Below are 13,465 nucleotides of genomic sequence, written 5' to 3' on the forward strand. Positions count from 1 at the left end.
GGCCGGCTACGCCCCGCATCGACAGGGGCCGTGCCCGTCCGCCCCGAGTCCTCATGAGCGGAGGGGGAAGCCCCCCTACTCCGGGTCGGGGTGGAATCGTGCACCGGAACTCCTCATCGCAGATGTCGCGTCGCACTCGTCGCGCCTTACCCGCCGATCCTACGTCTCCCCACTGACGCCTGCGAAAAGGCGGGGGCGGGGACCGCCCGACCCCGATCGCCGGTGACCACTAAGGTGGTTGACGACACGCGCGCGGATCCGCGCCGCACACTCGACCCGGGAGACCCACCTGTGACCAGCGCGTCGGAGATCACCGAGCTCACCACCGCCCGCCACCCCTCGGACTGGACGGACCTTGACACCCGGGCCGTCGACACCGCCCGTGTTCTGGCCGCCGAGGCGGTCCAGAACTGCGGCAGCGGCCACCCCGGCACCGCCATGAGCCTGGCGCCCCTGGCCTACACGCTGTACCAGCGCGTCATGCGGCTCGACCCGGCGAACCCCAAGTGGGTGGGCCGCGACCGGTTCGTCCTGTCCTGCGGGCACTCCTCGCTCACCCAGTACATCCAGCTCTACCTCGCCGGGTTCGGGCTCGAGATCGAGGACCTCAAGGCCCTGCGGACGTGGGGATCCAAGACCCCCGGCCACCCGGAGTGGAACCACACCGACGGCGTCGAGATCACCACGGGCCCGCTCGGCCAGGGCCTCGCCTCGGCGGTGGGCATGGCGATGGCCGCCCGCTACGAGCGCGGCCTGTTCGACCCGGACACCCCGTACGGCAAGAGCCCGTTCGACCACTTCGTCTACGTCATCGCCTCGGACGGCGACCTCCAGGAGGGGGTGACGGCGGAGGCGTCGTCGCTGGCCGGCACACAGCAGCTCGGCAACCTCATCGCCGTCTACGACGACAACAAGATCTCGATCGAGGACGACACCCAGATCGCCTTCACCGAGGACGTCGCCGCGCGCTACGAGGCATATGGTTGGCACGTCCAGACGGTCAACGGCGGCGAGGACGTGGCCGCGATCGAGGAGGCGATCGCCGACGCCCGGGCTGTGACCGACAAGCCGTCGCTCATCGTGCTGCGCACCGTCATCGCCTACCCGGCTCCCACCAAGATGAACACCGGCGCCTCCCACGGCGCCGCGCTCGGCCAGGACGAGGTCGACGCGGTCAAGGAGGCCGTCGGGATGGGCGGAACGGAGCCGTTCACCGTCGACGACGAGGTGCTCGCCCACACCCGGGGTGCCCGTGACCGGGGGGCCCGGGTCCACGCCCAGTGGAGCGACATGTTCCACGCGTGGGCCGAGGCCAACCCGGAGGGCAAGAAGCTCTACGACCGCCTGTACGCCGGCGACCTGCCCGAGGGCTGGGACGCCGAGTTGCCGACGTGGGAGGCGGACCCGAAGGGCGTGGCCACCCGTAAGGCCTCGGCGGAGGTCATCCAGGCCCTCGGCAAGACCCTGCCCGAGCTGTGGGGCGGCTCCGCGGACCTGGCCGAGTCCAACAACACGCCCATCAAGGGCGCCGACTCCTTCGGTCCGGCCTCGATCTCGACCGACATGTGGACCGCGTCCCCCTACGGCCGCAACCTCCACTTCGGCATCCGCGAGCACGCGATGGGTGCGATCCTCAACGGGATCGCCCTTCACGGCCCGACCCGCCCGTACGGCGGCACGTTCCTCATCTTCAGCGAGTACATGCGGCCCGCGGTCCGACTCGCGGCCCTGCAGGGCAGCAACGCCTACTACGTGTGGACGCACGACTCGATCGGCCTCGGCGAGGACGGCCCCACGCACCAGCCGGTCGAGCAGCTCGCCGCGCTGCGCGCCATCCCGAACCTGGCCATGCTCCGGCCCGCCGACGCCAACGAGACCGCCGCCGCGTGGCGAGCGATGCTCATGGCGCTCGACGGCCCCAAGGGCCTGTGCCTGACACGCCAGAACGTCCCGGTGCTCGAGGGCACCGCGGAGAAGGCCCGCGAGGGCGTCGAGCGCGGCGGCTACGTGCTCGCCGAGGCCTCGACCGGAACCCCCGAGCTGATCCTCATGGGTACCGGATCCGAGGTGCAGCTCGCCGTCGAGGCGCGCGAGGCGCTCGAGGCCGAGGGCGTGCCGACCCGGGTCGTGTCGATGCCGTGCGTCGAGTTCTTCGACCAGCAGGACGCCGAGTACCGCGAGTCGGTGCTCCCCCGTTCCGTGCGGGCCCGGGTGAGCGTCGAGGCCGGCATCGCGATGCCGTGGTACCGCTTCCTGGGCGACGCCGGCCGAGCCGTCTCGCTCGAGCACTTCGGTGCCTCGGCGCCGTTCCAGACCCTGTTCGCCGAGTTCGGGATCACCGCCGACGCGGTGGTCGCCGCCGCCCGCGAATCCCTCGCGGCCGCCCGAGGGGAGGACTCATGACCAACGCCAACCTCGCCGCCCTGAGCGCCGCCGGCGTCTCGGTGTGGCTCGACGACCTGTCGCGCCAGCTCATCCGCTCCGGCGAGCTCGAGCAGCGCATGTCCACCTATTCGATCGTGGGCGTCACCACCAACCCGGCGATCTTCCAGTCCGCGCTCGCCGACTCCTCGACCTACGAGTCGGCGCTCGCCGAGGCGGTGGCGGAGAACCGCGACGTCGACGCCGTGGTGGGCGCACTCACCACCGCCGACGTCCGGGACGCGTGCGACGTGCTCGCCCGGATCTACGAGGCCACCGACGGCGTCGACGGCCGGGTCTCGCTCGAGGTGGACCCCCGTCTGGCGGACCGCACCGAGGAGACCATCGAGCAGGCCGTCGAGCTGGCCGCCGCGGTGGCCCGCCCCAACGTCATGATCAAAATTCCGGCCACCGAGGCGGGCCTGCCCGCCATCACCGAGGTGATCGGCCGGGGCATCGACGTCAACGTGACGCTCATCTTTTCTGCGGACCAGTACCGCGCCGTGGCCCGCGCGTACGTCGCCGGCCTGGAGAAGGCCGCCGCGGCGGGGCACGACGTGTCCCGCATCCACTCCGTCGCGTCGGTGTTCGTCTCCCGACTGGACACCGAGATCGACTCGCGGCTGCCGGAGGACTCGGAGCTGCGCGGCCGCGCCGGGCTGGCCAACGCCCGCCTCTGCCAGGAGGTCTACGAGGAGGTCTACGACCCCGAGGGCGGCTTCGCCGAGCTCGCGGCGAAGGGTGCCCGCCCCCAGCGGCTGCTGTGGGCCTCGACCGGCGTCAAGGACCCCGCCTACCCGGACACCCTGTACGTCACCGGCCTGGTGACCCACGGGACCGTCAACACCCTGCCCTTCCCCACCATCGAGGCGTTCGCCGACCACGGGGAACTCGAGGGCGACACCGTCCGCGGCACCGCCGCGGCGTCCCACGAGACGCTCGACGCGCTGCGCGCCGAGGGGATCGACCTCGACGAGGTGTTCACCCTTCTCGAGAAGCAGGGCGTCGAGAAGTTCGTCAGCGCCTGGGAGGGGCTGCTCGACACCGTCCGCGCCCGCATCGACGAGCTGCCCGCGGGGTCGTGAGCCCCTCGACGGACGCCCCCGCGGGCTGGGTCAACCCCCTCCGCGATCCGCGGGACCGTCGACTCCCGCGGATCGCGGGCCCGGCGGGCCTCGTCATCTTCGGTGTGACCGGCGACCTGTCCAAGAAGAAGCTCATCCCGGCCGTCTACGACCTGGCCAACCGCGGCCTGCTGCCGCCGGGCTTCGCGCTCGTGGGCTTCGGCCGCCGCCGGTGGACCCACGCCGAGTTCGCCGACTTCGCCCGCGAGAGCGCGCGGGAGGGCTGCCGCACCCCGTTCCGGGACGACGTGTGGGAGCGGCTCGCCGAAGGCCTGCGCTTCGTCACCGGGTCCTTCGACGACGACGCCGGGTTCGATGCCCTCGCCGCCCAGCTCACCGCCCTCGAGACCGAGCGGGGCACCGGCGGCAACTACGCCTTCTACCTCTCGATCCCCCCGGACGACTTCCCCACCGTCTGTCGACACCTCGAGCGCACGGGGTGCGCCCGGGCCACCGACCTGTCGTGGCGCCGGGTCGTCATCGAGAAGCCCTTCGGCCACGACCTCGCCAGCGCCCGCGAGCTCAACAAGGTGGTCGCCGCCGTCTTCCCCGAGGACTCGGTGTTCCGCATCGACCACTACCTCGGCAAGGAGACCGTTCAGAACATCCTCGCCCTGCGCTTCGCCAACCAGCTCTTCGAGCCGGTGTGGAACGGCAACCACGTGGACCACGTGCAGATCACCATGGCGGAGGACATCGGCCTCGGGGGTCGGGCCGGCTACTACGACGGCATCGGCGCCGCCCGGGACGTGATCCAGAACCACCTGATCCAGCTCATGGCGCTCGTCGCGATGGAGGAGCCCACCGACTTCTCGGCGTCCGCATTGCGGGCCGAGAAGATCAAGGTCCTCGAGTCCACTTCGCTGGCGCTGCCCATCGCCGAGACCACAGCCCGCGGGCAGTACGCCGGCGGCTGGCAGGGCTCCGAGCAGGTCGTGGGGCTCAAGGAGGAGGAGGGCTACGACCCGGCCTCCACGACTGAGACGTTCGCGGCGCTCACGCTCGAGGTCCACAACCGGCGTTGGGCGGGAGTGCCGTTCTACCTGCGGACCGGCAAGCGACTCGGCCGCCGGGTCACCGAGATCGCCGTGGTGTTCCGCCGCGCCCCGCACCTGCCCTTCGACGCCACCATGACCGAGGAGCTGGGCCAGAACGCCCTGGTGATCCGCGTCCAGCCCGACGAGGGCGTCACCCTGCGCTTCGGCTCCAAGGTGCCGGGCACCGCGATGGAGGTCCGAGACGTGAACATGGACTTCGCTTACGGCGAGGCGTTCACCGAGTCCTCCCCCGAAGCCTACGAGCGGCTCATCCTGGACGTGCTGCTGGGCGAGCCGTCGCTCTTCCCCGTCTCCCGCGAGGTCGAGTTGAGCTGGGAGCTGCTCGACCCCGTCCTCGAGCAGTGGTCCGTGTCCGGGCCTCCCGAGCAGTACCAGTCCGGCACGTGGGGCCCGCGAGGGGCCGACGAAATGCTCGCCCGGAGCGGGCGGACCTGGAGGCGGCCGTGATCATCGACCTACCCGACACCTCGACCCGGGACATCTCCAAGAAGCTCGTGCAGATCCGCGAGGAGGCGGGCCTGTCCACGATCGGCCGCGTCCTCACGCTCATCGTCCTCACCGACCACGTCCGCGGCAGCGAGGCGGCCATCGACGCCGCCAACGAGGCGAGCCGAGAGCACCCGTGCCGCGTCATCGTGGTGATCCGGGGCAGCCGGGCGGCGGCCAGCCGGCTCGACGCGCAGATCCGCGTGGGCGGCGACGCCGGCGCGGCCGAGGTCGTGGTGCTGCGGACGTCCGGTGGCATGGCCTCGCAGTCCGCGTCCCTCGTCACCCCGCTGCTGCTGCCGGACACCCCGGTCGCGGTGTGGTGGCCGCGGAACTCGCCCACCCTACTCGCCGTCGACAAGGTGGGTCGGCTGGCGCGGCGCCGCATCGTCGACTCCGACGCCGAAGGGCACCCCACCGACGCACTCGCCAAGCGGGCCGCCGGCTACTCCCCCGGCGACACCGACCTCGCCTGGGCCCGGATCACCCACTGGCGGTCCCTGCTCGCCGCGACCCTCGACCGCGCACCGTTCGAACCGATCACCGGCGCCACCGTGTGCGGCGCCGAACGCGCCGCGTCGGTCGACCTCGCCGGCGGCTGGCTCGCCTCCCGGCTCGGGATCGACGTGCACCGGGCCGTCGGGCCCTCGATGGTCGTGCTGGAACGGGCCTCCGGGTCGATCGTCCTCGAGCAGGTGGGCCCCACCACCGCGGAGCTCCGCGTGACCGGGCAGCCGCCGACCCGGGTGGCGCTGGTCGCCCGGTCCGTGGCCGACTGCCTGGCCGAGGAGCTGCGCCGGATGGACGCGGACGGCGTGTACGCCGACGCGCTGGCCTGCCACGACCGCGTGATCTACACCTCGGCCTCGGTGCGCTGACCGGCCACGACTCCCGCACCGACGGGCGCGGCTAGGGTGGACGGCGACCGATCCGGCCCCGACCGGACCGCAGACCCGCCGCCGAGGAGGCCCCGTGTCCCCCGACCCCGAGCCCCGGACGATCACCGTCCACACCGACGCCGACGCGCTCGCGAGCGCGGCCGCCGCCGAGACCGCGGCGCGCCTCGCGGAGAGGATCGCCGACTCCGGCCGGGCGGTGCTCTCGCTCACCGGCGGCTCTGTGGGGGTGCGAACGGCGGCCGCGCTCGCCGCGCACGCCGTGGACTGGGAGCGGGTGACGATCTACTTCGGCGACGAGCGCTTCGTCCCCGCCGGCGACCCGGAGCGCAACGACGGCCAGCTCGACGCCGCCCTCCTCGACGCGCTCGGCGACCGGCCGACCGTGCACCGCTGGCCCGCGCGGACCGCGGAGGACTCCGATGTGGACGCGGCGGCCGCGCGTTTCCTCGACGGCCTGGACCTTCCGGAGGGGGACGCGCCGCTGTTCGACGTCACGCTCCTGGGCATGGGCCACGAGGGGCACATCGACTCGATCTTCCCCGACTCGCCGGCCGTCGCGGAGACCGACCGCCTCGCCGTCGGGGTCCGCGACTGCCCCAAGCCGCCCCCGGAGCGCGTCACCTTCACCCTCCCCGCGGTGCGCCGCTCCCGCCACGTGTACGTGGTGGCCGCCGGCGCCGAGAAGGCGGAGGCGGTGGCCCGGGCCGTCGCGGGCGCCGCGCCGTCCGACTGGCCGGTCGCCGGAGCCGTGGGCCGGGAGTCCACGGTGTTCTTCCTCGACGAGGCATCCGCCTCGCAGCTGGGCTAGCGACCGGTCCCGGAGACGACGACGGGGTGCGCTCCCCCGGAGGGAGACGCACCCCGTGCGTGGCGCCCGCCGGGCGCCGGAGTCCGTGTGCGGTCAGTCGAAGCTGACGACCAGGCCGACGGCGACGATCGCGATGGTCCACAGGACCGCCACGATGATGGTCACGCGGTCGAGGTTGCGCTCCACGACGCTCGAGCCGGAGAGGGACGACTGCACGCCGCCGCCGAACAGCGAGGACAGGCCGCCACCCTTGCCGCGGTGCAGCAGGATGAAGAGCATCATCAGCAGGCTGGTGATGACGAGGAAGATGTCCAGGGCGAGCTTCATGTGCGGTTCGTGCCTCACGTCGGGTCGATCGGTCGGGTGGCGACCGCTCCAGGATACCCGCTCGGTGCGCGGGGCCGAATCCCGCCACGCCCGCGCGGGCGGCGCGGGCGCGACGGGACGCGTCGGATCAGGGCAGCGGGCCGCCCGCGGCGATGGCCGACAGCTGGGCGAACTCGTCCGGCTTGAGCGAGGCGCCGCCCACCAGGCCGCCGTCGACGTCGGGCTGCTCGAGCAGCTCACCTACGTTGGAGGCGTTCATGCTGCCGCCGTAGAGCACCCGCATGGTCTCGGCCGTCTCGGCGTCGGCCAGCTCGGCCAGAGCGTCTCGGATGGCCTTGCAGACCTCCTGGGCGTCGGCCGCGGAGGCGGTCTTGCCGGTGCCGATGGCCCACACCGGCTCGTACGCGACGACGGTGCCGGCGAGCTGATCGGCGGACAGCCCGGCGAGGGAGCCCTTGAGCTGCTCGACGACGACGGAGACGTGCTCCCCCGCCTCGCGCACCTCGAGCTTCTCGCCCACGCACACGATCGGGGTCAGGCCGTGCTTGTGGCACGCCGCGGCCTTGGCGGCCACCAGTTCGTCGGTCTCGGCGTGGTATTCGCGCCGCTCCGAGTGACCCACCACCACGTAGGTGCAGCCGAGCTTCGCGAGCATCCCTGCGGACACCTCGCCGGTGTAGGCGCCGGACTCGTGCACGGAGACGTCCTGCGCCCCGTAGCCGAAGCCGAGCTTGTCGCCCTCGATGACGATCTGGACGCCCCGGATGTCGGTGAACGGCGGGATGAACGCCACGTCCACCTTGTCGAGGTACTTCTCCGGCAGCGCAAAGGCCACCTTCTGCACGAGCGCGATCGCCTCGAGGTGGTTGAGGTTCATCTTCCAGTTGCCGGCGATGAGCGGGGTGCGGGACATGTTCTCTCCTGTGGTCGGCTGGTCGGCGATCAGTTGGTGCGCTCGAGGGCGGTGACGCCCGGGAGCTCCTTGCCCTCGAGGTACTCCAGCGACGCGCCGCCACCGGTGGAAATGTGGGAGAAGTTCTCCTCCCCCAGGCCGAGGGTGCGCACGGCCGCGGCGGAGTCGCCGCCGCCCACCACGGAGAACGCGCCGTCAGCGGTGGCTGCGATGATCGCCTCGGCCACGCCGCGGGTGCCGGCGGCGAACGCCTCGAACTCGAACACGCCCATGGGGCCGTTCCAGAAGACGGTCTTGGCCTCCGTGAGCTTCTCGGCGAACGCGGCCACCGATTCGGGTCCGATGTCCAGGCCCATCTTGCCCTCGGGAATCGCGTCTGCGGCGACGGTCGTGTGGGGTGCGTCGGCGGAGAAGGAGTCGGCGGCCACCACGTCGACCGGCAGCGAGATGACGTCGCCGTACTTGGTGAGCAGGTCCTTACAGGTGTCGAGCATCTCCTCCTGCAGCAGCGAGGAGCCCACGCCGTAGCCCTGCGCGGCGAGGAAGGTGAAGCACATGCCGCCACCGATGACGAGGGTGTCGACCTTGGGGGCGAGGGCCTCGATGACGGCGAGCTTGTCCGAGACCTTGGAGCCGCCCAGCACCACCGCGTAGGGCCGCTCCGGGTCGCCCGTGAGGTCGGCGAGCACGTCGACCTCGCTCTGCACGAGGTCGCCGGCGTAGGCGGGCAGCACCTGCGCCACGTCGTAGACGGAGGTCTGCTTGCGGTGGACCACGCCGAAGCCGTTGGAGACGAACGCGCCGTCCTCGCCCACCAGCGCGGCGAGCTCGCGGGCGAACTCGGCGCGTTCGGCGTCGTCCTTGCTGGTCTCGCGGGGATCAAAGCGGACGTTCTCCACGAGCAGCACGTCGCCGTCGGTGAGGCCGTTGGCGCGCTCGCGGGCGTCCGGGCCCACGACGTCCCCGGCGAGCTGAACGTAGCGGCCGAGCTCGTCGCCGAGCTTCTCCGCCACGGGAGCGAGCGAGAACTCGTCGCTGGGCTCGCCCTTGGGGCGACCGAGGTGCGCGGTGATCACGAGCGCCGCCCCGGCGTCCAGCAGGGCGTTGAGAGTGGGCAGAGAGGCCGTGATCCGGCCGGCGTCGGTGATGGTCTTCCCGTCGAGGGGGACGTTGAGGTCGCAGCGGACGAGGATCTTGCGACCCTCGACGCCGGCGTCGAGCAGGTCCTTGAGCGTGCTCACGGCCATGGGGTGGACTCCTTGAGGAGATTCGGTGGGGTGGATATGTGGGCCGGGCCCGGCCGGGACGCGCCTGCGGCGTTCCCGGGCCGGGCCCGGTGGTGGTGCTCCGTGCTCAGGGCCGTGAGGCTCTACAGCGACTTGCCGACGAGGCCGACGATGTCGGCGAGGCGGTTGGAGTAGCCCCACTCGTTGTCGTACCACGAGGCGATCTTGATCTGGCCGTCGATCGCCTTGGTGAGCTGCGCATCGAAGATCGACGAGTGCGGGTCGGTGACGATGTCAGAGGAGACGATCGGGTCCTCCGTGTACTTGAGGATGCCCTTCATCGGCCCCTCGGCGGCAGCCTTGATCGCGGCGTTGACCTCGTCGACCGAGGCCTTCTTCTCCAGCTCGACCGTGAGGTCGGTGAGCGAGCCGGTGGGCAGCGGGACGCGGACGGCGTAGCCGTCGAACTTGCCCTTGAGTTCCGGCAGCACCAGCGCGACGGCCTTGGCGGCGCCGGTCGAGGTGGGCACCATGTTGATGGCGGCGGCGCGGGCCCGACGCGGGTCCTTGTGCGGCGCGTCCTGCAGGTTCTGGTCCTGTGTGTAGGCGTGGACCGTGGTCATGAGGCCCTTGACGATGCCGAACTCGTCGGAGAGGACCTTGGCGACCGGCGCGAGGCAGTTCGTGGTGCAGGACGCGTTGGAGATGACCGTCTGCGAGCCGTCGTACTGGTCGTCGTTGACGCCCATGACGATGGTGATGTCCTCGTTGGTGGCGGGCGCGGAGATGATGACCTTCTTGGCGCCGCCCTCGAGGTGCCCCTTGGCCTTCTCGGCGTCGGTGAAGATGCCGGTGGACTCCACCACGATGTCCACGTCGTAGTCGCCCCACGGCACGGAGGCGGGGCCCTCCTTGACGGCGAGGGCGCCCATCTTGACGCCGCCGACGGTGATCGAGGAGTCGTCGAACGTGACGTCCTTGCCCAGGCGACCGAGGATCGAGTCGTACTTGAGCAGGTGGGCGAGCATGTCGTTGGTGGTGAGGTCGTTGACGGCGACGATCTCGATATCCGTCTTGCCCTCGGCCTTGAGGGCCTCCACCGCACGGAAGAAGTTCCGGCCGATACGTCCGAATCCGTTGATGCCTACGCGCACGGTCACGTGATGTCTCCTTATGGGTGGTTCTCGGATGTGTGGGTACCGGGCCGGGTATGGGTGCGCCGACCTGGGCTCGCGGTCGACACTACCCGCCTGTCCCGGTGTCCGTGCGGGGTCCGGCCGCAGGTGTGCACGGAGAGGGGGCTCAGGCGTCGTCGAGCATGTCCTCGGTGACCACGGACTCGGTGTCCGGGATCCCGAGGTCGGCGGCCTTGCGGTCCGCCATGGACAGCAGGCGCCGGATCCGGCCGGCGACCGCGTCCTTGGTCATGGGCGGATCCGCGAGCTGCCCGAGCTCCTCGAGAGAGGCCTGCCGGTGCTGCACCCGCAGCTCGCCGGCGGCCAGCAGGTGGTCCGGCACGTCCTCGGCGAGAATCTCCAGGGCCCGCTGGACACGGGCGGCCGCCGCCACCGCGGCGCGGGCCGAGCGGCGCAGGTTGGCGTCGTCGAAGTTGGCCAGACGGTTGGCCGTGGCACGGACCTCCCGCCGCGACCGGCGCTCCTCCCAGACGTCCCGGGTGGACGTGGCGCCCATCCGCGCGAGCAGGATCCCGATCGCCTCGCCGTCGCGCAGCACCACCCGGTCCCCTCCCCGCACCTCGCGGGCCTTGGCGGTGACGCCGAGCCGCCGGGCGGCGCCGACGAGCGCCATCGCGGCCTCGGCGCCGGGCGCCGTGACCTCGAGCGCCGAGGACCGACCCGGCTCCGTGAGCGAGCCGTGGGCGAGGAACGCCCCGCGCCACGCCGCCTCGGCCGCCGCGACGGATCCGCCGACGACCGCGGCCGGTAGGCCCCGCACCGCGCGGCCCTTGCCGTCGACGAGCCCGAGCTGCCGGGCGAGATCGGCTCCCCGGTCGATCACGCGGAGGACGAACTTGCGGGCCGGCCGGCCACCGGAGCCGCCGATCGGGTGGATCTCGCAGGCCACCCCGAACAACGAGTCGAGCTCGCCGGCGAGTCGGTCGGCGATCTCGCCGGAGTCCACCTCGGCCTCGATCACGAGCCGACCGGAGAGAACCTGGAGCGTCCCGGCGAAGCGCAGGAGGGCAGCCACCTCGGCCCTCCTGGTCTCGGACTGGCCCACCGGGGCCCTCACCAGCTCGGACTTGACCTGCGCGGTCAGCGACACGCCCTGCTCCTTCACTCCGGGGTCATGCGTCGGTACCGGCCCGGGCGGCGGCGAGGGCCGCGGCCAGCAGGGCCGGATCGTGAACTGCTCTCATCGTCCCATCCGCGGCCGTGCAGGCCACTTCCGCGGTGAGCACGCGGGCGCCGAGGCCGGCGGCCGCCCGCTCCAGGTGGTCGCGCTCGGTGGCACTGAGCTGCATACGAGGGTCCACCAGGACCACGTCGACCTCCACGTCCTGGGCGTGCTGGCGCAGCACGTGGAGGTGTCGCTCGGCGGAGAACCCGGCGGTCTCGCCCGGTTGCGGAGCGAGGTTGAGCACGAGGATCTTGCGCGCGGACGTCCGCGAGAGAGCGTCGGCGATCGCAGGCACGAGGACGTTGGGGATGACGCTGGTGAACCACGAGCCCGGTCCGAGCACCACCGCGTCGGCCCGCTCGATCGCCTCGACCACCCCATCGGCCGCCGGCGGGTCGTCCGGGATGAGCCGGACCCGGCGCACCTGGCCGGGGGTGGTGGCGACGGCGACCTGGCCGACGATGGTCCGGACCACGCGCGGGTCGGCCTCCAGGCCCACGACCTCGGCGGCGATGTCGAGCCCGACCGGAGACATCGGCAGCACCCGCCCCGTCACTCCCAGGAGTTCGCCCACCACCTCGAGCGCCTCGAGCGGATCCCCGAGCATCTCCCACAGGCCGGCAAAGACGAGGTTGCCCACGGCGTGACCGGCGAGCGCCCCGGACCCGCCGTAGCGGTGCTGGAACAGCCGCGTGAGCATCTCGTGGTGGTCGTCCCTGCCCGCGAGCGCGCACAGCGCCATGCGCAGGTCGCCGGGCGGGAGGATGTCGAGCTCGCGGCGCAGCCGGCCCGAGGAGCCGCCGTCGTCGGCGACGGTGACCACCGCGGTGACGTCGTCGGCCACGAGCCGGGCCGCCCGGAGCGTGGCGGACAGGCCGTGGCCGCCGCCGAGCGCCACCAGGGACGGGATCCGGGGGCCGTCCCCGCCGGCATGGGTGTCGGGCATGGCGTGCTCACTCCCGCCCGAGATCGCGGTGCCGTACGTGGACGTCGACGGCCTCCAGCGCCGAGAGGCGGGAGGCCAGCGACTCGGTGATCGCGACGCTGCGGTGCTTGCCCCCCGTACAGCCGACGGCGATGGTCATGTACCGCTTGCCCTCTCGGCGATAACCGTCCATCGCGAGCCGGATCATGGTGACGGCCGAGGCCAGGTACTCCTCGATCGAGGGGTCGGCGAGCACGTAGTCCTGGACCGGTTTCTCGCGCCCGTTGTGCGGCTGCAACTCGGGGATCCAGTGCGGGTTGGGCAGGAATCGCATGTCCAGCAGCATGTCCACGTCCACGGGGACGCCGTACTTGAAGCCGAAGGACTCCACGGTGAGGTGGAAGTCGAAGCCGGGGTCGCCGAAGGGCGACTCGAGCCGGCGGCGCAGGTCGTGGACGGTGAGGGAGGTGGTGTCGACGACGACGTCGGCCCGTCCGCGGATGCTCTCCAGGAGCCGGCGCTCGCGCTGGATGCCTTCCACGAGCCCGTCGCCGTTCTGCAGCGGGTGCGAGCGGCGGACGTTGTTGAAGCGCTTGACCAGGGCCTCGTCGGAGGCGTCGAGGAAGAGGATGCGGGTGCGCTCGCGGGCGTCGAGCCGCCTGACCAGCGCCTGCAGGTGGTCGAGGAAGCCGAGGCTGCGGACGTCCGCCACCACCGCCAGTCGGGTGGGCGCGTCGCCGGAGGCGAGCACCCGGTCGAGGAGTTCCTCGACGAGGCCCACCGGCAGGTTGTCGACGACGTACCAGCCGAACTCCTCGAGGACCTTGGAGGCCGTGCCCTTGCCGGCCCCGGACATGCCGCTGATGAACAGCAGCTCCGGCGCGCGCTCTTCGGTCGCGTCGTTCTCCTCCACCGTG

At 72.0% G+C, this 13,465-nt stretch carries 12 protein-coding genes; 5 read left to right on the forward strand and 7 right to left on the reverse strand.

What is annotated here, in order from left to right; genetic code table 11:
* Window positions 1-291: 291 nt before the first annotated feature.
* The 5 genes from tkt to pgl all read left to right on the forward strand — a co-directional run bounded on the left by tkt (window position 292) and on the right by pgl (window position 6,796).
* Entirely contained in the window at window positions 292-2,403 is a 2,112-nt protein-coding gene (tkt, locus tag ACH0BZ_RS02885; protein ID WP_406896449.1) for a transketolase, read from the forward strand.
* Window positions 2,400-3,506 (forward strand): transaldolase, encoded by a 1,107-nt coding sequence (gene tal / locus ACH0BZ_RS02890; RefSeq protein WP_406896450.1) that lies wholly within the window; start codon window positions 2,400-2,402, stop codon window positions 3,504-3,506. Before tkt ends, tal begins: the two co-directional genes overlap by 4 nt.
* The gene (gene zwf, locus ACH0BZ_RS02895; RefSeq protein WP_406896451.1) at window positions 3,503-5,050 is read left to right on the forward strand and encodes a glucose-6-phosphate dehydrogenase; all 1,548 of its coding nucleotides are present in this window, start codon (window positions 3,503-3,505) and stop codon (window positions 5,048-5,050) included. The genes tal and zwf overlap by 4 nt, the downstream gene beginning before the upstream one ends.
* Window positions 5,047-5,967, forward strand: a complete 921-nt coding sequence (locus ACH0BZ_RS02900) for a glucose-6-phosphate dehydrogenase assembly protein OpcA (RefSeq protein ID WP_406896452.1) — start codon at window positions 5,047-5,049, stop codon at window positions 5,965-5,967. Before zwf ends, ACH0BZ_RS02900 begins: the two co-directional genes overlap by 4 nt.
* Before the next feature lie 94 nt (window positions 5,968-6,061).
* A complete protein-coding gene (gene pgl / locus ACH0BZ_RS02905; RefSeq protein WP_406896453.1) occupies window positions 6,062-6,796 on the forward strand; it encodes a 6-phosphogluconolactonase in 735 nt (244 codons plus the stop codon).
* Window positions 6,797-6,889: 93 nt separating this feature from the next.
* On the opposite strand, the gene secG is transcribed toward pgl, so the two are convergent.
* From secG to rapZ, 7 genes are all read right to left on the reverse strand, one after another.
* Window positions 6,890-7,123 carry a preprotein translocase subunit SecG gene (gene secG / locus ACH0BZ_RS02910; protein ID WP_406896454.1) on the reverse strand — a complete coding sequence of 78 codons (234 nt, stop codon included), beginning with the start codon at window positions 7,121-7,123 and terminating at the stop codon, window positions 6,890-6,892.
* 127 nt (window positions 7,124-7,250) lie between these two features.
* Entirely contained in the window at window positions 7,251-8,036 is a 786-nt protein-coding gene (gene tpiA, locus ACH0BZ_RS02915; RefSeq protein ID WP_406896456.1) for a triose-phosphate isomerase, read from the reverse strand.
* A 29-nt stretch (window positions 8,037-8,065) separates the two neighbouring features.
* On the reverse strand, window positions 8,066-9,283 hold the full coding sequence (locus ACH0BZ_RS02920; RefSeq protein ID WP_406896457.1) for a phosphoglycerate kinase: 1,218 nt from the start codon (window positions 9,281-9,283) through the stop codon (window positions 8,066-8,068).
* A 122-nt stretch (window positions 9,284-9,405) separates the two neighbouring features.
* Complete coding sequence (gene gap, locus ACH0BZ_RS02925; RefSeq protein WP_406896458.1) at window positions 9,406-10,422, reverse strand: type I glyceraldehyde-3-phosphate dehydrogenase; 1,017 nt, start codon at window positions 10,420-10,422, stop codon at window positions 9,406-9,408.
* A gap of 142 nt (window positions 10,423-10,564) precedes the next feature.
* The gene (gene whiA, locus ACH0BZ_RS02930) at window positions 10,565-11,548 is read right to left on the reverse strand and encodes a DNA-binding protein WhiA (RefSeq protein WP_406896459.1); all 984 of its coding nucleotides are present in this window, start codon (window positions 11,546-11,548) and stop codon (window positions 10,565-10,567) included.
* Window positions 11,549-11,570: 22 nt separating this feature from the next.
* Window positions 11,571-12,569: a uridine diphosphate-N-acetylglucosamine-binding protein YvcK gene (gene yvcK, locus ACH0BZ_RS02935; protein ID WP_406896460.1), complete on the reverse strand. Its 999-nt coding sequence runs from the start codon at window positions 12,567-12,569 to the stop codon at window positions 11,571-11,573.
* Between the two features lie 7 nt (window positions 12,570-12,576).
* Complete coding sequence (rapZ, locus tag ACH0BZ_RS02940; protein WP_406896462.1) at window positions 12,577-13,461, reverse strand: RNase adapter RapZ; 885 nt, start codon at window positions 13,459-13,461, stop codon at window positions 12,577-12,579.
* Window positions 13,462-13,465: the final 4 nt, after the last annotated feature.

The sequence above is a fragment of the Dietzia sp. 179-F 9C3 NHS genome (assembly GCF_045369825.1).
Taxonomy (GTDB): Bacteria; Actinomycetota; Actinomycetes; order Mycobacteriales; family Mycobacteriaceae; genus Dietzia.

Excerpts from the sequence above, each read along its gene's own strand:
- tal (WP_406896450.1), top strand. The coding sequence starts at position 2,400 with ATGACCAACGCCAACCTCGCCGCCCTGAGCGCCGCCGGCGTCTCGGTG.
- secG (WP_406896454.1), bottom strand. The coding sequence starts at position 7,123 with ATGAAGCTCGCCCTGGACATCTTCCTCGTCATCACCAGCCTGCTGATG.
- tpiA (WP_406896456.1), bottom strand. The coding sequence starts at position 8,036 with ATGTCCCGCACCCCGCTCATCGCCGGCAACTGGAAGATGAACCTCAAC.
- ACH0BZ_RS02920 (WP_406896457.1), bottom strand. The coding sequence starts at position 9,283 with ATGGCCGTGAGCACGCTCAAGGACCTGCTCGACGCCGGCGTCGAGGGT.
- yvcK (WP_406896460.1), bottom strand. The coding sequence starts at position 12,569 with ATGCCCGACACCCATGCCGGCGGGGACGGCCCCCGGATCCCGTCCCTG.